Genomic DNA, 19,087 nt, shown 5'->3' with positions numbered 1-19,087 from the left:
ATGAATGTGATGTTGGGATTGAGGAAGTTTACAGGTCTTTTTATTTTGTTGTCATTTTTGGCAGCAAAGCATATTTCTGTGTTTTCTTTTTATACAAATTCAGCAATCATTACTTATACAGATCCAGCAAACATTGGAATTGATCAGGATGCCGATCAAATGGCGAACCTACATAGATATACAGATAAAGATCAGGATGCAGACCGGGATACGGATCGGGATATAAATCCTGACAAAGATTTAGGTACAGACCATGATGGGGACCGGGGAGTTGATCCAGATTCCGAAAGCCTGCCGGATGAAGAAAAGGAATCTAAAAACACAGAGCTTCCTGAGGATGCCTTTATTACGGAAGACCTGGCTGGTTTAATCCGGCACCCAAATGCTCAAATGATCTTTACACCATATACTGTCTCTTGTATTTCTTCGTATTACGACTCGCCGTATCAGCCTCCGGAAGTTTAGGACGAGTAAAAATACCATTAATCAATTCGCATTTAAAAACAACACAATTATATTATTATGAATCATTTAGTATCAAAAAGTCTGGGTACAGGCTTTTTAATCAGCCTTTTTGCACTTTCTGCAAACGCGCAAAAAATTGAAGAACAACAGTTAAAACAACAAGTAAATAAAGTACCCAACGCGGTACAGCGGTTAAATAGTTTAAAACCAATTACCTTTAAATATGATACCCAAACCTTTAAACATCTAAAATTACCTGCAACCTTACAATATGGCTTTTTAAGTCCGGATGTAAAGTCTGTATTTCCGGAACTGGTTTATGAAGCATCTAGATTTTATGATGGCGGTAAGAACGAGTCGAAAATTGCGAAGTATGATGCTGTAGAAACGGAAAGTTTAATTCCTGTGCTGGTTGCAGCAATTCAGGAACAGCAGGAAGCAATAGAGCAGCTTAAAAAGGAAGTACAACTTTTAAAAACACAAGCGAAATAGCGCTGCATTGAAAGAACCAGGTTCAGCAATCAGCCCGTTATAAAAAATGCCATCCGAAAAGATGGCATTTTTTATAAATATCAGTTTAACTTTTTTTCCTGGATTCCTGCATTGGATTGGCACCAGTAGACGAGCCTCTCGGTGCTTGTTGCTGCTTAAACAACTCAAACCTTGAAGGCTGACTTTTTCTTGGCCAGGAATTGTTGCTTTCGTCAATGTCTGCAGTCTCCCGGTTAGGGTCTATCTGTACAGAGACAACTTCTTTATCTTTCGCAAACACTTTGGTTACCTTGTTCTCATTTTTTCTCCAGATGTATGCCGGTAATTTTTCAATTTCCTTACTGCCATCTTTATAGGTCCACTCGATTAGGATTGGCATCACCAATCCGCCGATGTTTGAAAATTCAAGCTCATAAAAGTTTTTCCTGCTTTCATATAATTTCTTCTCTTCAGCACTTAATGCGGCATAATAAGTCTGGAAATCCTGATCGGCAGTTTTGGTAACTTCAAAACGATCAAATTTATTGTAAAAATCCAGCAGACTCGTGTCTTGTTCTACTGCGAATTTAATGCCGGCAACACGGTTGCGTTCACGGCCGATATAATTTGCATCTTTATCGTAAGCGGTCTTTTTCTCGGTATTTTCGATGGACTGCTTCATGCTGTTCATGCGATAGTAGCGCACATCATTTAATGCAATGTCTACAGGATCTGTACTAAAGAACCAGCCTCTCCAGAACCAGTCCAGATCTACAGCCGACGCATCTTCCATGGTTCTGAATAAATCAGCAGGGGTAGGATGTTTAAAAGCCCAGCGTTTTGCATATTCTTTAAAGGCGTAATCAAAAAGCTCCCGTCCCATAATGGTTTCCCTTAGAATGTTTAAGGCGGTAGCAGGTTTGGCATAGGCATTCGGACCAAAATTGATGATGTTTTCAGAGTTGGTCATAATCGGTTCCAACTGATCTTTTGGCATCTTCATATAATCAATGATCTTATGTGCCGGACCTCTGGATGATGGATACTGGTTGTCCCATTCCTGTTCCGCCAGGAATTGGCAAAAAGTATTCAGTCCCTCATCCATCCAGCTCCACTGACGCTCATCAGAGTTTACGATCATAGGGAAGAAGTTATGGCCAACCTCATGGATAATTACACCGATCATACCATATTTAACCGCTTCAGTATAAGTGCCGTCTTTTTCAGCACGGCCATAGTTGAAACAGATCATTGGGTATTCCATACCATTTGAAGCTTCTACAGAAATGGCAACCGGATATGGATAGGGAATGGTGTGTTTAGAGTATACTTTAAGGGTATGGGCAACGGCCTTTGTAGAGTAGCGGTTGTAAAGCGGATAGGCTTCAGGGCCATAATAAGACATGGCCATAATCTTTTTGCCATCAACGTAGGTGGCCATTGCATCCCAAACCAATCTTCTGGAAGAAACCCATGCAAAGTCACGCACATTATCTGCCGTATAGGTCCATGTTTTCTTTGCAGCAGATTTTTTAGTCATTGCCGACTTAGCATCGCTCAGGTTCACCACTTCCACAGGTGCCTTTGCTGTTTGTGCATCATTCCAGCGCTTTAAGCCTGCTCCGCTTAATACTTGCGCATAGTTTTGGCATTCACCGGTAGCGCCTACCACATGATCTGCGGGAACCGTCATGTTTACCTTATAATTTCCGAAGGCCAGGGCAAATTCACCTCTTCCTTCAAATTGTTTATTCTGCCATCCCTGGAAATCAGAATAGACGGCCATCCGTGGAAACCATTGGGTAATGGTAAACAGGTAGTTGTCGTCTTCAGGAAAATATTCATAACCACCTCTGCCGCCGGTAACCATGCGGTCTGAGATCTTATAATTCCAGGAGATCTTTAAAATATATTTCTGATTTGGCTTCAGTGTTGCCGGCAGATCAATCCGCATCATGGTATTGTTGATCACGTAGGGAAGGGGACTGCCTTTCTCATCGGTGATCTTAATGATCTTCACGCCAAGATCATTCTCTGCGCGGATAATTCCTGATAAGTCTTTATAACTCATCTTATCCGTCATTTTACTGGTTTCTGTAAGCTTATTGTCGCTTGTCGACTTATTTTGATTTTCATCAAGCTGAACCCATAAATAACTTAACGGATCAGGAGAGTTGTTGTAATAAGTAATGGTTTCGGCGCCTGTTAACAGCAATTTCTTCTCGTCCAGTTCTGCATTGATCAGATAGTCAGCACGCTGCTGCCAGTAAGCGGGGCCAGGAGCACCTGAAGCGGAACGATAAGAGTTTGGATCAGAAAGAATGGTTCCTAACTGTTCAAATTTATTACCGTGGTTTGATCCGGGATTGGTTAATAACTGCGCATAAGTGGTTACACTAAAAAACAATGCCGCCAGCAGGAGTAATCTTTTCTTCATATTATTTTATAAGTGAATTGGAAGTCTTTCCAGTGCCATGATTAAGGAAATACCAAATATAGCAGATGAGAGGAAGAAATTCCAGTCCCATCGCTTTATTTTTACAATGAAAATCAAAATAAAAGATAAAATCAGTACGGCAATGACAATAATAATCTGCCCAAATTCCAAACCCAGGTTAAAAGCCAGAAGTTCGGCAACAATATTTGTACTTTTTCCAAGCAGGCTCTTTAAATAATTAGAAAAACCCATGCCATGGATCAGCCCGAAAAATAAAGCAATGAAATATCTATAGCCAACATGTTTTGGTTTTTGCCTTTTATTGAGGATGTTGGTCAGGGCCGTAATTAAAATGGTGACAGGAATTAGGAATTCGATCCAGGCTGTATTTACGGTAACAACCTTAAAGACACTCAGTGCAAGCGTGATGCTGTGTCCAATGGTAAAGGCGGTAACTAAGATCAAAACCTTTTTCCAGTCGCTAAGCAGGTACATTCCGCAAAGCACCATGATAAAAAGAATGTGGTCATATCCCTGCCAGTCCAGAATGTGGTGCCAGCCGAGATCAAAATAGAGCCAAAAATCCTGCATTGTTTATTAATTTGTAATTTTGGTTAAAAATCGCAAACAATACTTAATTTAAGCGGATCAAAACAATTATGTTACAACTCCTATTTTTTAGCTGGCTCAGCCTTTTTCATCCGTTTTATGTGAGTGTAACAGAGATCGAACAAAACCAAAAAACAAAGGTGGTGCAGGTCAGTGTGCGTGTATTTTTTGATGATTTTGAAAATGCGCTGGATAAGAATTATAAGGTACGGGTAAATATCTTAAAGCCATCCAACCGCAAACAGGCAGACGGGCTTATTGCAGATTATGTCAAAAATCATTTAAAGATCAAGGCGAATAACAAATCGCTGGTTTTAAAATATGTAGGTTATGAGATTGAAGAGGATGCAGCCTGGTGTTATTTTGAAACAGAAGCTACAGACGTGATCCAGCGGCTTGCCATAGAGAACACCATCCTTTTAGAGCAGCACAGTAGCCAGATCAATATGATCCATGCCATTGTCAATGGCAAACGGAAGAGTACAAAGCTGGACAATCCGGAGCATAAAGTAGAGTTTTCTTCTTTTTAATTCATGGAATGCTTACTGTAAGCCCTGGGGATTTCAGTAGGGGATATACCAAAGTAATTTTTAAATGCACGGCTAAAATAACTGGCGTCTTCATAACCAACCGTAACTGCAATTTCTTTAATGGATTTGTTGCTGAGTAAAAGATCTTTTAATCCGTAATGCATTCTATATTTTATCACCAGCTGATGGAAAGGCATCCCAAAGGCTTTTCTGGAGATGCGGTTCAGGTTGCTGCTGGACAAAAGAAGCAGATCAGCTATTGTCTTTTCATTTTCAATGATCTTACTGGAGAAATTGGCTTTTACAAAGCGATCAATTTCAAGTGCTTTTTGTTCATGGACCGTTGCTGTATTGAAATGTTTTTGCAAAAGCATGCCGTGGTATTTTTTGAGGATCTGCTCCAAATGCCTGGTTATAGAAGATTCCATTTTTTTTGGACAATCTTTATCCAGGATCAAAATTTTTTTGGCCGGCGTGATTAATTTTTTCAGAGATGGGCAGAAGCCTAACGATAGTAATCCCTTTTGCACATACTCGGCATGGTCAAAAAGGGGAAGAAGACCCGGTAATTCAGGAAGTTTTTCCAATAGCCAATTTAAGCTGATGTTAAACATCAGCAGTTTATGATTGCCCTGGGTAAAATTTGTTTTATACACCCCTGGATGATAATGGGTGAGCGCACAGGAACAACTTCCTGTAATTATAAAGAGCATCACGATAGAAGACTCATCAACGGTATAGGAGATCGTAGCATCCTCCTGTAAGTTATATTCTAACAGGTTTATATGTGAAAACTTATGGCTGAACGATTGATCCAGGATTTGACCTTCCGGAATGGTAATTAATTTGGAAGAAGCATATTGAATTGGGTAAGTGCAAAAATCGGGAAGATTTTCCAATGATAAATCTTCAGTTAATTTAACAGGTAAGTTAAGTGTTAAATAAGGCTGCTTCATACGCATTAAAAATCAAAGATTAAATGTAATAACTATAATATAATTTATAGTATCCTGATTTTCAGTTTATTTGCTATCCTGCTTTTTAATAAAGCACCATTTTCCTCTCCCGAACTAGTTATGGGCTAAATAAATTGTCATTTTAATGTCAAATGAAACGCCAAAAAAGTAGAAAAACGCCACAGAACGCAAAAAGCGCCAAAAAGCGCAAAAAGCGCTAAAAAATACACAGGATTCTAGAGATCAAATATTTGCATGAAAAATATTCATGTTATTATCACTAGGTTTGATTCAGACAGGAAGTGTTTGATGTTAAGTGAGTTGTAGAATTAAACATCAGGTATACACGCAAAATCAACAATCCTGATCGGGTAATTTTATCTGACAAGAGTGATTTATAGGTTTAGGAATTTCATTAAATTAAAATCAATAAAAAATGGGTACACACAACACATCAGGGTTGGGCTGGGCTAGGGAAGGTGTCGGGCAGGGCTTACTTATACTCCGTATTTTGTATTGCTTTTGTTTGGGTATTGTATTGCTCTGCTATTGCTTTAGCAATAGAAAACAGGTATTAAAGCCGTATTTGATACAAATAACGTCCGTTTTTGTATATACTCCCGATGCCTCCCTCATTAGCCCTGGTAAGGGGCAACCTTCAATTCATAATCTAATCATTTAAAAACAAAAAATATGGCAAAAGCAAAAAATGGGATTTTTGGATCTTTTTCAGGTAAAGTAGGCAATATCGTTGGCTCGATGTGGAAAAGCATTTCCACCATCAGGAAGGCACCCAAAAAGAAAACAAAGAAGGAAAAGGCGCGAAAGCCCCGGACTGAAGCACAACTGGCAGCTACGGAGCGGTTTGTCTTTGTGTCGAAATGGCTTGTTCCCTTTCATGAGTTTATCAATGTTGGCTTTCTAAACATCGCAGACAACCAGACAGAGATTAATCTTTGCCATTCAGAAACCATGAAAAATGCAATAACCGGCGTTTATCAGAATCTGGGTATCGATTATTCTAAAGTAATCATCAGCAAAGGGAAGCTGGCTCCGCTGGAAGAGCTAACTGTAACCTTAACCGAACCCAATACCGTAGAGTTGAACTGGAAAATGTCCTATCCGGGAGGAGCCAAATTTAATGACCAGCTGATGCTGGCCATATATTGCCCTGAATTTCACGAGACTGAAGGTTTTATTGGCGGAATAACCAGGGCCCGGCAAAAATGCAGCTTTACCTTTCGAAACCGGCTTATAGGCAAAGAGCTGCATGTGTACGTTGGTGTTACTGCCATGAACCGTAAAAAAATAGCAAATAGCGTTTATCTCGGAACCCTTAAACCTTCTGTGGATTAATTGAATGACAATACGGGTCTCAAATGCAGCACATTCCTGATCACGAACTTAATTTAATGCAAGGTATAAATACCAAAAGATCCCGGTGAATGCCGGGATCTTCTTAGTATGCAAATGATGGTGATCTGGTGTTATTGGTATTGAATATAGATCGGTGCCGGTTTCAATTTCAACAGGTCTTCTGGTGTCATTAAACGGTTCGGCGCTTTTTTCAAATCGTTCTTGTAGAATATTTTAAACCCGGTAAACTGAACGGGCTCAGAATAGATAAAGTGACGGTAGGTACCTTTTTTAAGTTCCGGCTCGCCCCATCCATCCATGTGCATTACCATCTGTACTTCCGGACGAAGTTTAATGTTTTGGTAATTCGTTACCATCTTTTTAGTGAAACGGTGCACGACAAATACTTTTGGAGGCAGATTGCCTGCTTTTACGAGTTTGGCTAAATAATCAGAACAGAAGTTGATATCTGCTGCGTCATAGGTTCCTATTTTTTTACCTGGCTTGCTGCCATCTTTCATAGAAAATTCCGGATCGATCCCTAAATGTACATGCGGCATTTTTAAGTATTTTTCGATCCTTGGCAATTCGCTTTGAATGGTACTCAAGGCCACCTGAAGATCTAAGAATACAATACCATTGTTCATCTTGGCAATCTTGATCACTGAGTCAATTTGTTTATCGCCCATCCGGTTGATGTACTTGCCATCTTTTCCTGGGGTACCGCTTGCCACAGCAGCGATGTAGTGAACACCGGCCTGCACTGGAGTAGCTGGATCTGCTTTATTCCATTTCTTAACTTCTGCATTTAAACGGGTCCACATTTCTTTTGGAGCATACTCTCCAAGTGCACCCATTTTTTTAGAATGTAAATTGCCATAATAAACCACGATCCGTTTAAATGGAAGAATAGCGCCGGCCAATGGATAAGGTTGTTTTTTTACCGGCCATTTGCCTGTGGTGTCACCATTGGCAAGTTTAAGGACAGCCGCATTGTATTTGGCAGTGTCAACAGGAGTAGTCGTACTGATCTCTGCTTCTGTTACCGTTGAATCCGCGGACGCAGAGTCCGTAGTTTTGGTCTTTCCGTTAGCGGCGTTGTCTGAGGTGCAGCTTATACATGCGCCAATTGAGGCCATTCCGACTAAAAGCATCCCTGCTAGCTGAGGTAATTTCATTTTTTATACGTGTTTTTTTAAGATTAGATGTGATTTTAAACTGAACAAAGCTGTTCCGCACTAAAATCATACAAGTATAACACTCTTCAATGAATAAAAAGGAGGCATAGATTGAATATTAAATTATTTTCAATATTATTTGTATTTAGTCTAAATAAGTGTTTATGTTTGCGCTGTTATTTGAAATGATTCTAAATAATTTTACATGAAGTCTTTTTTACCTGCAGTTATTCTCTCTTTTTTAGTCTTTAATGCCGGTGCCCAGCAGGATAAAACAAGTCCCGTCAGGAAAATTACAGCCGATAGCCTGTTGAAATTACAGGAAGTAGTCATTACCGGTCAGTTTGAACCTCAATCTTTAAAAAAATCCGTATACAATGTCCGCGTGATCAATAGCCAAATGATCAAACTCAGGGCGGCAACAGATCTAAAAACGATCTTATCCACTGAGCTTGGAATCCGGTTCTCTAATGATCCGGCAACCGGGATCAGTGATCCGCAATTGATGGGCATGGATGGTGCGGGGATTAAGATCCTGTTGGACGGAGTGCCTATGGCAGACCGTGGTACCGCGAAAGAAAGTCTTGCTCAAATTGATGTGAATACCATTGAACGCATTGAGATCGTTGAAGGGCCAATGTCCGTAATGTACGGCACAGACGCAATGGCTGGTGTAATCAACATCATTACCAAAAGAATTACCGGTAACCAACTCTCTGTAAATGCCCGTTTACAGGAAGAAAGCGCAGGAACAGAATACAGTGCCTTTAACAAGGGAGGTACCCATAACGGTAATTTAGGTGTCAACTGGCAGAATAATGCCTGGAGATTCGGCCTCTCTGCAACCCGCAATAACTTTGGCGGATGGCAGGGTGACCATACAGGCAGGGCTAAAGAATGGCTTCCTAAAGACCAGTGGCTTGGAACGGCATTGGCGGGTTATAAAATGAATAATCTGGATGTTTGGTACCGTTTTAACGGAACTGATGAAACTCTGCATTACCTGGGCGATATCATCACCAACAATGGTGCGCCGATCGCATCTGATAAGAAATACTTGTCCAAACGCTTTTTTCACCAGGCCCAGGCAGATTTAACAGTTAATGATAAACTAAGCTTCAATGCGGCAGCTTCCTATACCGATTATAGCCGCAGAACACAATCGACCAACTTAAACCTGAATACCGGAAGTGAAACCTTATCCATTGATCCGGGATCGCAGGATAAAGACGTATTTAGCAGTACCTTTTTCAGGGGGACCGCACTTTACAAACTTTCGCCATCGGTTTCTTTACAGCCTGGAATTGAATACAATAACAATTCTGGCAAAGGAGCAAGGATCCAGGGTGATCCGGTGATCAATGATTACTCATTTTTTATCTCTTCCCAGATCCAGCTAAATCCTGCCATCCAGCTTAGACCCGGTCTTCGGTTCCTGAATAATTCGGTATACGATGCACCTCCGGTAATTCCATCGCTAAATGCAAAAGTTAGGTTAAATGAACAGCTCGACCTCAGATTCGCGTACGCCAGGGGATTCAGGGCACCTATTCTGAGGGAACTCTATTTTATATTTAAAGACTCCAGTCACGATATCGTTGGAAATGAAAACCTGAAGGCTGAACATTCCAACAGTTTTAACGGTTCACTGGCCTGGGCACTAAAAAGCACAGCTTCGGTTCGGCTAAGTACAATTCTAAGTGGTTTTTACAATGAATTTAAAAACAGGATAGACATTGGTACAGATGCTGCGGTTAGTAATTCCAGTGTATACATCAATATTGGAAAATTTAAAACGACGGGGGCAGAGTGGAACAATACACTGAATATTAAAAATGTACAGGCAAGCTTGGGACTGTCCTATATTGGCCGCTACAACCAGTATTCAGAACAACCTGAACTTGGCGATTCTCCAAGCTTTACCTGGTCGCCGGAATTGAATACCAACATCATTTATTCGTTTCCTAAACTGGATGCCAATATTGGCTTCTTCTATAAGTTTACCGGAAGGTACCAGCAATATACCACGAGCTTGTCCAGCGGACAAAATACAGTCATTCTGGGAGAAGTAGCATCCTATCACCTGGCTGATCTTACCCTCAATAAATCGGTGAACAATTTCATCACCATCAATGCCGGTGCAAGAAACCTGTTCGATGTAAGCAGGCTCAATACCACCGGTACCAATACCGATCCCCACAGTCCGGGTGGTTCTGTAGCCATGGGCTATGGCCGCTCTTTCTTCCTGGGTTTAACCCTGCAATGGTCTAAAAACTAATTAATACTAATTTATACAAAATGAACAAAATTTTTAACTTTCTATTTATCATCGCGCTTTCTGTTTCTGTCGTTTCCTGTGAAAAATCAGATCCGCCGCTTCCAGACAATCTAATCAGCTTTGCTGCAGATAAACAAGGACTGGAAGCTTCTGCAACAGAATCGGTAGTCAATATCAACTTATCCAGAGCAACCGATGTGGCCATTCCATTAACCGTTACACTAACCGGGAACGGTGTAGCCTACGGAACTGAATTTACAACGGATCCCATTGCAGTAAACAATACATTGGCATTAACCATTCCTGCTGGCAGCAGCTCGGTGTCTTTTAAAGTTAAAAAAGTAGCCAATGCAGTGATCAATGGTACGGAAAGTATCGATTTTACCATTGCTACTGTTACACAGCCAATACTGAATGGAACGGTTCTTAAATCTCAGCTGAGCTTTGCGGCCATTACCTCTGACGGTGCCCAAATGACCTTGAACGGAATCATTTCTACCGAAATTGGTGCAAGTGCAGGCAATTCTGTATTTGTAGATTTTAGCGGAAATGCCCAGGTTCCGGTTGATCGTGACAGCTGGGACCTTGGCTTTTACTCAGGTACGGATTTTAAAGTGATCCTGAATGCAAGCAACGGTTCTTCTGTCATTGCACTTGCAAAAACAGATCTAAACGCGGTTACTGCGGCAGATTTTGATCCAAATACATTGAAAGTTGGACAGGGAGGCGGAACTTTCGCACTGATTGACGATCCAAGGGAAGCAAACATTCTGAATAAAACAGCAATTGCCGCAGTGTCTGCTGCGGATGCTGAAAATAAAGTTTATATCATCAATAGAAAAGGCGGTTCGAATACCGTAGCTGAGCTTGCAGATCTGTATAAGATCAAAGTGATCAGAAAAGGTACCACCGGATATTCCCTTCAATATGCGAAGGTTTCTGAAACAACCTTTAAAACAATTGACATCACTAAGGATAATACCTACAACTTCCAGTTTGCTTCATTGGTGACCAATAAAGTTGTAAATGTGGAGCCTGCAAAAGCGAAGTGGGACCTGGTTTGGGGATACAGCATGTATTTAACCGGAACATTGCCTTACGGTTTTTCAGACCTTGTCTTCATCAATTCAATCGGAGGTGTTCAGGCTGCTGAAGTGCTGACCGCTACAGTAACGTATGCAGATTATAAAGAAAGCAATATTGCGACTACGGAGTTTAAAACAAACCGTGATGTGATCGGTTCGAACTGGAGGGTAACCTCTGGCGGAACAGTCGGTGTAAAAACAGACCGTTTCTATGTGTTGAAAGATGCATCAGGAAATGTTTACAAATTGAAGTTTATAAACTTTCATCCTACTGATGGCGGGGTACGTGGTAAACCGCTTATTGAATATAAGCTGGTTAAAAAAGCATAAAGATTTGGTTTAGTTTGGTTGATGAGGAATGCTTCCGATGCCCTTCGGAAGCTCCTCTTTTTATTTATAATTAATATAGATTATTATTACATTTAACGTATGAAAAGATTAATAGGACTATGCCTGGTCCTTGCTTTATTTAGCGCCTGCAGAAACAGCACTGAAAAAAATGCAGGTCAGCAATTACCGGATACCATTAAGATCGTTTCTTTAAATGGTACCGTAAGTGAAATCGTTGCTGAACTGGGTCTTGAAAAAAATATTGTGGGCACTGACATTACCAGTAACTACCCGGAAAGCCTGAAAAAGAAACCTAAGATTGGTCATAACCGCAAGATTAATGTGGAAGGTGTGCTTGCTTTACAACCAAATATTGTAGTTGGTATCGAGAAAGAAGTACCACCACAACTGGCTGCACAGTTTAGGTCTGCTGGAATTAAACTCTTGCTTTTTAAACAGGAGTTCTCTGCACAGGGAACCAAAGACCTGATCCGTTCTGTTGGGGATAGTCTGCAGAGTCCGGCGAAAGCAGATTCATTGATCAAAAAATTCGATGCTGAAATGGCAGTTGCCCAAAAGCAGCTTGCAAATACGCCTAAAAAAGCGAAGGTATTATTCCTTTATGCCCGCGGAACGGGCACCATGATGGTGGCTGGTGCTGGTACGCAGGTACAAAGCATCATTGAACTTGCCGGTGCACAAAATGCAGTGGTAGGTTTTAACGACTATAAGCCTTTAACTCCTGAGTCGCTGGTGCAGGCCAATCCAGATGTGATCCTGTTGTTTGACGACGGACTGGAAAGTCTTGGTGGTGTGACCGGATTATTGGGTATTCAGGGTGTGTCAGAAACCAATGCTGGAAAGAATAAAAGCATCATCACCATGAATGGTGAATTGCTGACTGGTTTTGGCATGCGCCTTGGCATTGCGATAAAAGAATTGTCTGATAAAATTAATGCTGCAGTAAAGTAGTGACGGGTAAAACAAAATATATATTGATGCTGCTGCTCGTCCTGATGATTGCCATCATGGTCGTTTCCTCCTGTATTGGTGCCGTTACAATCCGTCTTCCGGAATTGGTTTCTATGATCAGTTACCATACCGGATTATCTGATCAGCAGGATTTTCAGCCCCAGCAGGCGGCCGTATTTTTTAACCTGCGTTTGCCGCGCGTGATATTAGGCGTACTAATTGGTGCCGCTCTTGGGATTTCTGGTGCTGCCATACAGGGCTTATTCCGAAATCCGCTTGCTGAACCGGGTTTGATCGGGATCTCTTCAGGGGCAACTTTGTTTGCGGTTATGATGATCGTACTGGAGATCAAACTTTTTAAACAATTAACCGGCATCTGGAGTTTTTATGTGCTTTCCATCGTTGCCTTTATCGGTGCCGGCATAACCACGACGATTGTTTACCGCATTGCGATGAAAAATGGTAAGACAGTGATCACGACCTTACTGCTGGCAGGATTGGCCATCAATGCGTTAACAAATGCCTTTACCGGCTTTCTTACCTACCTGGCCAATGATGCCCAGTTGAGAAGCATCACTTTCTGGAATTTAGGTAGTCTTGGCGGCGCAAGCTGGCAAACCGTAACGGCGCTTTTGCCTTTCGTGCTGATCCCGATCTTCGGATTGCCTTTGATGTCTAAATCGCTTAACGCATTAGCACTTGGTGAATCACAGGCCCAGCATCTCGGGATCAATGTGAAATTGGTGAAGCGCATTATTATTGTGATGGCTACCATGGCCGTTGGTGCTTCTGTTGCCCTTGCCGGGATCATTCTGTTTATTGGGCTGATCATTCCTCATATTTTAAGGATGACGGTTACTGCCGATCACCGCTTTGTGATTCCTGCTTCCGCAATATTGGGTGCAGCTTTGCTAACCGGGGCAGACCTGATTGCCAGAACGATTGTTGCTCCGGCTGAACTTCCAATCGGTATTTTAACGGCCATGATCGGAACACCGGTATTTTTATACATTATCATTTCAGAAAGAAATAAAAACGCATTGCGATGATCAAAGTAAGAAACCTGACCTTTAAAGCCGGAAAACGGAATTTAGTAGATAACCTGAGCTTTGACGTGAAGAAAGGGGAGCTGCTTGCCGTTCTGGGTGCAAATGGTGCGGGTAAGACGACGCTGATGAAATTGCTGTGCCGCGACATTAAGCCCGATCAGGGCGAGGTATTTATCAACGATAAGGCCATTACCGCTTACAGCCTTACTGATCTGGCTAAGACCAGGGCCGTGCTTCAGCAGCACAATACCCTTTCTGTTTCATTTTTAGTGGAAGAACTGGTGATGATGGGCAGGTATGTTCATTTTGACCAGCAGCCCGGATTACATGATCATGAGGTATTGAAGCAGGTGATGATAGAAACAGGCATTACCCATTTGGCTGGGCGGGATTACAATACCTTATCTGGCGGAGAGCAGCAACGTGTACAGCTTGCCCGTGTAATTGCCCAGATCTACGATAACCCAAATGCCTGTTTGTTCCTGGATGAGCCCACCAATGGTTTAGATCTGCAGTACCAGCAGCAGATCATGGTGCTGGCGCGCAGTATGGCCGACCGCGGATATACGGTGATCTGTATTTTGCATGACATCAATTTTGCATCCCGCTTCGCAGATCAGATCATCATGCTCAAAAATGGTAAAAAGGTGGCAGATGGAACACCATTAAGTGTGATCAATACCGGGAATATAGAGCTGACGTTTAACATTAAAGTGAAATTGATGGCAAGTGAAGATTACGATTGCCCGCTTGTGTTTCCTGCTGCTGCAGCATCCCCGCACATGCAGGGTATGTAATATAAGGATCCGGAACAGACATTCTCAGTACGATGGCCTGCTTAAATGGGTAAAATAGTTGTTGAAAATATAAATATTAAAATTAAGGATATGGAAAAGACATTAGATTTAAAAAGCCAATGGGAGTCTTTTAAATTAGAAAACCCAAAACTTCGCATCAGGGATGCGGCTAAACAAATGGGCACTACTGAAGCCGAATTAATAGCCACATCGGTAGGGGAGACGGCGATCCGTTTACAAGACCAGTTCAAGGAAATTTTAAAAGAAATTGAAGGCATTGGTTATGTGATGGGATTAACCCGCAATGACCATTGTGTACATGAGCGTAAAGGTATTTATAAAAAAGTAACCTTTGATGGCGCTATGGGATTGGCCGTCAACCCGGATATTGATTTAAGGCTGTTCATGGGTCAGTGGAAATCCGGTTTTGCCGTTGACGAAAACGGACGTAAGAGTTTGCAGTTCTTTGGTAAGGATGGCGTTGCTCTTCATAAAATTTACCTGACTGATACCAGTGATGAAGCTGCATATACCGCCTTGGTAGAAAAATATACTGCAGAAGATCAACACAGAACACTGGAAATTAATACGGAAAAAGCTATTGTTACAGAAAAACCGGATGCTGAAGCAGATGTTGATGCGTTTAAAGCAGGCTGGCTCGCATTAAAGGATACGCATGATTTTCATGGCCTGATCCGTAAGTATGGGTTAACCCGTACCCAGGCATTGCGTCTGGCTCCGGAAGGACATGCTGCTCAGATCAGCCTGGAATCGCTGAAAGCAATTTTAACGAAGATCTCGGTAACAGACCTGGAAATTATGGTCTTTGTATCCAGCGCAGGCTGTATCCAGATCCATACGGGCCTGATCAAAAAGATCCTGGAAACCGGTCCGTGGTTCAATGTACTTGATCCGGAATTTAATATGCACTTGCGTATGGATGGAATTGCGTCGATCTGGCTGGTTAAAAAACCAACTGATGATGGTTATGTTACCAGCATCGAGGTATTTGATGCGGAAGGAAATATCATTGTTCAGTTCTTCGGAAAACGTAAACCAGGTATTCCTGAAAATGAAGACTGGAGAATGATCGCCAATGAACTGGCTGTACTGGTTTAACGGTTTATCCGGCTAAACTGACAGCGAAAGAAACTTAGGCAGTGAGGTGTTACTGGCTCTAAGTGTGTTTAGAAGGCGTCGGATTAGGCCCCGGCGCCTTATTTTGTCTAATTATGATATCATGCTGCGATTTGATGCGGCCAGGCTAAATGGTACCTGGAGATAATTCCGTTTAATTAGACCATCCTGTCTGAAACCGTCAGAACCAAATGAGGGTAACTGATTATTTAAAGGTATTGAATTTTCCAAATACGCCCAATGGCAATTTAATGCCCGAGGTAGCCTGTAGATACAATTCACCCGTTTCCAGGTTCTGTACCTGCGGGAATGAGGTTCTGATCAGGTTTTCTACAATCACTGATGAAAAGCCCAGGGAGTAGGTATTTAAGATCAGGAAGTGTTCTTCTTCATCCAAAAGCTGTACCACATCCTGCATCATTTCCTGGATATGGTCTTCCAGTTTCCATTTCTCCCCATTTGGCCCGTGACCAAATGCAGGCGGATCTAAAATGATCCCATTGTATTTTTTACCTCGCTTTAATTCCCTTTTTACAAATTTTAACGCATCTTCTACTACCCAGCGTACATCTTTTAGTTTAGACAATTCCTGGTTTTCATTGGCCCAGTTCACTACCTGTTTGATGGAATCTACGTGCGTGGTGTCTGCTCCTGCTGCTTTTGCAATTAGTGAGGCTGCTCCGGTATAAGCGAACAGGTTTAGTACTTTGGGAACCGGACTTTTGAATTTTTTTATCGAGGAGGAGATATAATCCCAGTTTACAGCCTGCTCCGGAAAAACACCAACATGTTTAAAGGAAGTAAGACCTAAGCGTAAATTGATCGTAACATCATCATTTTTATATTCCACATTCCAGCGGTCCGGCAGGTGGGCGGAGCTTTTGATCCATTCTCCGGAGGTTGCTGACCTGCCTTTAAAACGGATGTGCGTTTGTTTTTTCCAGTCCTGATCGGAAAAAGTTTTTTTCCATACCGCTTGCGGCTCCGGCCGGCATAGGACCAGGTTACCGAAACGTTCTAACTTTTCAAAATCACCACAATCAATCAACTCATAATCTTTCCAGTGTGTGGGTGTTAACAGGCTTATCATAAAATTCGGATGTTATTAAAATTTCCCTTTGGCAGCTTTCATGAAGCGGCTGGCAAAAACAAAATCATTTAGTTCTTGAACGTCGGTGCGGGCAATTTCTTTGTTGGAGCCTTCCCAGAATTTCTTTCCTTCATGAAGAAAGATGATGTAATCACCAATTCCCATTACGGAGTTCATATCGTGGGTAACGACAATGGTTGTGGTATTGTATTCTTCAGTCAGTTCTTTGATCAGTTCATCAATAACAATTGATGTTTTAGGATCAAGGCCTGAATTGGGTTCATCAACAAACAGGTATTTAGGGTTCATGGCAATTGCCCTTGCAATACCTACCCTTTTTTTCATCCCGCCGGATAACTCTGCCGGGAACAATTTATTTTTACCTTCCAGGTTTACCCGCTCCAGGCAGAAGTTTACACGGTCCAGCTTTTCTTTATGGCTTTGTTCTGTAAACATGTTCAGTGGGAACATGATGTTTTCCTCAACGGTCATGGAATCAAAAAGTGCTGATCCCTGGAAAAGCATACCGATCTCTTTACGGATGTCGATCTTTTCTTCAAAATTCATGGTGGTGAATTCGCGGTCGTCATAGGTAACACTTCCTTCTTCCGGATGATGCAGACCAATCATACATTTTAACAAGGTCGTTTTACCAGATCCTGAACCGCCAATGATCAGGTTCGTTACGCCAGCTTCAAATTTTCCGGAGATTCCCTGAAGCACTTCATTGTCGCCAAATGATTTGTGAATGTCTTTAATTTCGATCATAATAATAACTGGGTAACGATGTAATCACAGGCTAAAATGGTAATACAGCTAACCACAACTGCACGGGTACTTGCCTGTGCAACTTCCAGTGCGCCGCCTTTTACATAAAAGCCTTCATACGCTGGAACGGAAGTAATGATGAAACCAAATACGAATGCTTTAACCAGGGCTACAACGATGGTATAGGGGTTAAAGTCTGTGGTAATACCTTCAATATATTCTGCCGGGGATACTGCTCCTGATAAGGTTCCGCCAATATATCCGCCGGTAATGCTTAAAAACATAGACATGATCACCAACAAAGGAACCATGGTAATTCCGGCAATGATCTTTGGCAGGATCAGGTATCCCGGGGAGTTAATTCCCATGATCTCCAGGGCATCGATCTGCTCACTCACACGCATGGTTCCGATCTCTGAGGAGATGGCAGATCCGATCTTACCGGCCAGTACGATTGCACTGATGGTTGGACTCAGTTCCAGGATGCTGGAGTCCCTGTTTACAGAACCAATAATGGTTTTTGGAATAAAATCACTAACCAGCTGGAACGCAATCTGGAGGGTCATTACTGCACCAATAAAGGTAGAAATGATCGCAATTAAACCCATGGATCCAACGCCAATAAAATCCATTTGTTTAAAAATGGCTTTCAGATATATTTTAAATTTTTCTGGCCGTCTGAATACCGCTTTCAATAAAAGGAGGTACTTGCCAAAGTTGGTGAAATTCATGCTTGAAAAATTAGCTATGGGTACTTACGCAATATTACTACAAAGAAACAATAAAAAGTTGAAAAATGTGGTACAGACTTTTCTAACAAATCTTTGGCTGCAAAGTTTTGTGATGCAGCCCTTTTTTGTATTATTGTATAGTAAATTCAATTAAAATATGAATGCAATTATAACGGGTGCAACTAAAGGCATTGGAAAAGCGGTGGCCATTAAGCTTGCTGAAAATGGCTATGATCTGGCTGTTTGTTCCAGGAGCAGTCAGGAATTGGAAGCCTTTAAAGCCAGCCTTGAATATACGGGTGTGCGCATACTAACCTTTCCCGCAGATTGCGGCATTAAAAGCGAGGTGTATGCGTTCTGCGATGCAGTGCAGCAGGAAATGCCAACGGCTGATATTCTGGTCAACAATGCGGGCATGTACCTGCAGGGTTCTATTCTGGATGAGGAAGACGATCAGTTTGAAAACCAGGTAAAACTGAACCTTTATGCTGCTTATTATTGCTCGAAATTTTTCGGTAAAATGATGCGTGACAGCCGTTCAGGACATATTTTTAACATTTGCTCCGTAGCCAGTAAAATCGTTGTAGAAAATGCTGGCGGTTATAGTGTAACTAAAGCAGCCTTGCTTAGTCTTAATCATGTATTTAGGAATGAGTTATCAAAATACAACGTAAAGGTAACCGCTATCCTGCCGGGATCAACATTGACATCTTCATGGCAGGGCACAGAAATTCCTGCCGATCGTTTTGTTCAGCCGGAAGATATAGCCAATACCATTTATTCCATCTTAAATTTAAGTAATGGCGTAAATGTTGATGAGGTAACGATCAAACCAATACATTTTTAAA

Annotated in this window: 18 protein-coding genes; 11 read left to right on the top strand and 7 right to left on the bottom strand. The window is 41.8% G+C overall.

Annotated features, from left to right (window positions below; translation table 11 throughout):
• Together ATK78_RS15965 and ATK78_RS15960 are read left to right on the top strand one after the other, a co-directional pair.
• Nucleotides 1–465, top strand: a complete 465-nt coding sequence (locus ATK78_RS15965) for a hypothetical protein (RefSeq protein WP_133577106.1) — start codon at nt 1–3, stop codon at nt 463–465.
• Between the two features lie 57 nt (nt 466–522).
• Nucleotides 523–957 (top strand): tail fiber domain-containing protein, encoded by a 435-nt coding sequence (locus tag ATK78_RS15960; RefSeq protein WP_133577105.1) that lies wholly within the window; start codon nt 523–525, stop codon nt 955–957.
• Between the two features lie 85 nt (nt 958–1,042).
• On the opposite strand, the gene ATK78_RS15955 is transcribed toward ATK78_RS15960, so the two are convergent.
• Together ATK78_RS15955 and ATK78_RS15950 are read right to left on the bottom strand one after the other, a co-directional pair.
• Complete coding sequence (locus tag ATK78_RS15955; protein WP_133577104.1) at nt 1,043–3,373, bottom strand: M1 family metallopeptidase; 2,331 nt, start codon at nt 3,371–3,373, stop codon at nt 1,043–1,045.
• A 6-nt stretch (nt 3,374–3,379) separates the two neighbouring features.
• Complete coding sequence (locus tag ATK78_RS15950) at nt 3,380–3,964, bottom strand: HupE/UreJ family protein (RefSeq protein WP_133577103.1); 585 nt, start codon at nt 3,962–3,964, stop codon at nt 3,380–3,382.
• A gap of 68 nt (nt 3,965–4,032) precedes the next feature.
• Here ATK78_RS15950 and ATK78_RS15945 point away from each other — a divergent pair, with 68 nt between their 5' ends.
• Nucleotides 4,033–4,512, top strand: coding sequence for a DUF6702 family protein (locus ATK78_RS15945; protein WP_133577102.1), 480 nt, complete (start codon nt 4,033–4,035; stop codon nt 4,510–4,512).
• On the opposite strand, the gene ATK78_RS23090 is transcribed toward ATK78_RS15945, so the two are convergent.
• Nucleotides 4,509–5,468: a helix-turn-helix transcriptional regulator gene (locus ATK78_RS23090; RefSeq protein ID WP_166664897.1), complete on the bottom strand. Its 960-nt coding sequence runs from the start codon at nt 5,466–5,468 to the stop codon at nt 4,509–4,511. The genes ATK78_RS15945 and ATK78_RS23090 overlap by 4 nt on opposite strands.
• 693 nt (nt 5,469–6,161) lie before the next feature.
• Here ATK78_RS23090 and ATK78_RS15935 point away from each other — a divergent pair.
• The gene (locus ATK78_RS15935; protein ID WP_133577100.1) at nt 6,162–6,824 is read left to right on the top strand and encodes a DUF6266 family protein; all 663 of its coding nucleotides are present in this window, start codon (nt 6,162–6,164) and stop codon (nt 6,822–6,824) included.
• Between the two features lie 131 nt (nt 6,825–6,955).
• On the opposite strand, the gene ATK78_RS15930 is transcribed toward ATK78_RS15935, so the two are convergent.
• Nucleotides 6,956–8,002, bottom strand: coding sequence for a hypothetical protein (locus tag ATK78_RS15930; protein ID WP_133577099.1), 1,047 nt, complete (start codon nt 8,000–8,002; stop codon nt 6,956–6,958).
• 205 nt (nt 8,003–8,207) lie between these two features.
• On the opposite strand from ATK78_RS15930, the gene ATK78_RS15925 reads away from it, so the two are divergent.
• The 6 genes from ATK78_RS15925 to ATK78_RS15900 all read left to right on the top strand — a co-directional run bounded on the left by ATK78_RS15925 (nt 8,208) and on the right by ATK78_RS15900 (nt 15,632).
• A complete protein-coding gene (locus ATK78_RS15925) occupies nt 8,208–10,280 on the top strand; it encodes a TonB-dependent receptor plug domain-containing protein (RefSeq protein ID WP_133577098.1) in 2,073 nt (690 codons plus the stop codon).
• Nucleotides 10,281–10,300: 20 nt separating this feature from the next.
• Complete coding sequence (locus ATK78_RS15920; RefSeq protein WP_133577097.1) at nt 10,301–11,695, top strand: HmuY family protein; 1,395 nt, start codon at nt 10,301–10,303, stop codon at nt 11,693–11,695.
• A gap of 99 nt (nt 11,696–11,794) precedes the next feature.
• A complete protein-coding gene (locus ATK78_RS15915; protein WP_133577096.1) occupies nt 11,795–12,667 on the top strand; it encodes a heme/hemin ABC transporter substrate-binding protein in 873 nt (290 codons plus the stop codon).
• A 26-nt stretch (nt 12,668–12,693) separates the two neighbouring features.
• The gene (locus ATK78_RS15910) at nt 12,694–13,716 is read left to right on the top strand and encodes a FecCD family ABC transporter permease (protein WP_133577095.1); all 1,023 of its coding nucleotides are present in this window, start codon (nt 12,694–12,696) and stop codon (nt 13,714–13,716) included.
• A complete protein-coding gene (locus ATK78_RS15905) occupies nt 13,713–14,513 on the top strand; it encodes a heme ABC transporter ATP-binding protein (protein ID WP_133577094.1) in 801 nt (266 codons plus the stop codon). The genes ATK78_RS15910 and ATK78_RS15905 overlap by 4 nt, the downstream gene beginning before the upstream one ends.
• 90 nt (nt 14,514–14,603) lie before the next feature.
• A complete protein-coding gene (locus ATK78_RS15900; RefSeq protein ID WP_133577093.1) occupies nt 14,604–15,632 on the top strand; it encodes a hemin-degrading factor in 1,029 nt (342 codons plus the stop codon).
• A gap of 223 nt (nt 15,633–15,855) precedes the next feature.
• On the opposite strand, the gene ATK78_RS15895 is transcribed toward ATK78_RS15900, so the two are convergent.
• From ATK78_RS15895 to ATK78_RS15885, 3 genes are read right to left on the bottom strand one after another with little or no spacing between them, the layout of a single operon-like run.
• Nucleotides 15,856–16,740: a class I SAM-dependent methyltransferase gene (locus ATK78_RS15895; RefSeq protein ID WP_133577092.1), complete on the bottom strand. Its 885-nt coding sequence runs from the start codon at nt 16,738–16,740 to the stop codon at nt 15,856–15,858.
• Nucleotides 16,741–16,755: 15 nt separating this feature from the next.
• Nucleotides 16,756–17,508 (bottom strand): ABC transporter ATP-binding protein, encoded by a 753-nt coding sequence (locus ATK78_RS15890; protein ID WP_133577091.1) that lies wholly within the window; start codon nt 17,506–17,508, stop codon nt 16,756–16,758.
• Nucleotides 17,505–18,239: an MlaE family ABC transporter permease gene (locus ATK78_RS15885; RefSeq protein WP_133577090.1), complete on the bottom strand. Its 735-nt coding sequence runs from the start codon at nt 18,237–18,239 to the stop codon at nt 17,505–17,507. The genes ATK78_RS15890 and ATK78_RS15885 overlap by 4 nt, the downstream gene beginning before the upstream one ends.
• Nucleotides 18,240–18,396: 157 nt before the next feature.
• On the opposite strand from ATK78_RS15885, the gene ATK78_RS15880 reads away from it, so the two are divergent.
• Entirely contained in the window at nt 18,397–19,086 is a 690-nt protein-coding gene (locus ATK78_RS15880; RefSeq protein WP_133577089.1) for an SDR family oxidoreductase, read from the top strand.
• The last annotated feature ends 1 nt before the right edge of the window (nt 19,087 follow it).

Source organism: Pedobacter metabolipauper, from assembly GCF_004362715.1.
Lineage (GTDB): Bacteria > Bacteroidota > Bacteroidia > Sphingobacteriales > Sphingobacteriaceae > Pedobacter > Pedobacter metabolipauper.
Note: the sequence above shows the minus strand (reverse complement) of the source record. Positions and strands in the feature narration are given on the sequence as shown.

Coding starts and splice junctions, on each gene's coding strand:
- ATK78_RS15965 (WP_133577106.1), top strand. CDS start 1: ATGAATGTGATGTTGGGATTGAGGAAGTTTACAGGTCTTTTTATTTTG.
- ATK78_RS15960 (WP_133577105.1), top strand. CDS start 523: ATGAATCATTTAGTATCAAAAAGTCTGGGTACAGGCTTTTTAATCAGC.
- ATK78_RS15955 (WP_133577104.1), bottom strand. CDS start 3,373: ATGAAGAAAAGATTACTCCTGCTGGCGGCATTGTTTTTTAGTGTAACC.
- ATK78_RS15950 (WP_133577103.1), bottom strand. CDS start 3,964: ATGCAGGATTTTTGGCTCTATTTTGATCTCGGCTGGCACCACATTCTG.
- ATK78_RS15945 (WP_133577102.1), top strand. CDS start 4,033: ATGTTACAACTCCTATTTTTTAGCTGGCTCAGCCTTTTTCATCCGTTT.
- ATK78_RS23090 (WP_166664897.1), bottom strand. CDS start 5,468: ATGAAGCAGCCTTATTTAACACTTAACTTACCTGTTAAATTAACTGAA.
- ATK78_RS15935 (WP_133577100.1), top strand. CDS start 6,162: ATGGCAAAAGCAAAAAATGGGATTTTTGGATCTTTTTCAGGTAAAGTA.
- ATK78_RS15930 (WP_133577099.1), bottom strand. CDS start 8,002: ATGAAATTACCTCAGCTAGCAGGGATGCTTTTAGTCGGAATGGCCTCA.
- ATK78_RS15925 (WP_133577098.1), top strand. CDS start 8,208: ATGAAGTCTTTTTTACCTGCAGTTATTCTCTCTTTTTTAGTCTTTAAT.
- ATK78_RS15920 (WP_133577097.1), top strand. CDS start 10,301: ATGAACAAAATTTTTAACTTTCTATTTATCATCGCGCTTTCTGTTTCT.
- ATK78_RS15915 (WP_133577096.1), top strand. CDS start 11,795: ATGAAAAGATTAATAGGACTATGCCTGGTCCTTGCTTTATTTAGCGCC.
- ATK78_RS15910 (WP_133577095.1), top strand. CDS start 12,694: ATGCTGCTGCTCGTCCTGATGATTGCCATCATGGTCGTTTCCTCCTGT.
- ATK78_RS15905 (WP_133577094.1), top strand. CDS start 13,713: ATGATCAAAGTAAGAAACCTGACCTTTAAAGCCGGAAAACGGAATTTA.
- ATK78_RS15900 (WP_133577093.1), top strand. CDS start 14,604: ATGGAAAAGACATTAGATTTAAAAAGCCAATGGGAGTCTTTTAAATTA.
- ATK78_RS15895 (WP_133577092.1), bottom strand. CDS start 16,740: ATGATAAGCCTGTTAACACCCACACACTGGAAAGATTATGAGTTGATT.
- ATK78_RS15890 (WP_133577091.1), bottom strand. CDS start 17,508: ATGATCGAAATTAAAGACATTCACAAATCATTTGGCGACAATGAAGTG.
- ATK78_RS15885 (WP_133577090.1), bottom strand. CDS start 18,239: ATGAATTTCACCAACTTTGGCAAGTACCTCCTTTTATTGAAAGCGGTA.
- ATK78_RS15880 (WP_133577089.1), top strand. CDS start 18,397: ATGAATGCAATTATAACGGGTGCAACTAAAGGCATTGGAAAAGCGGTG.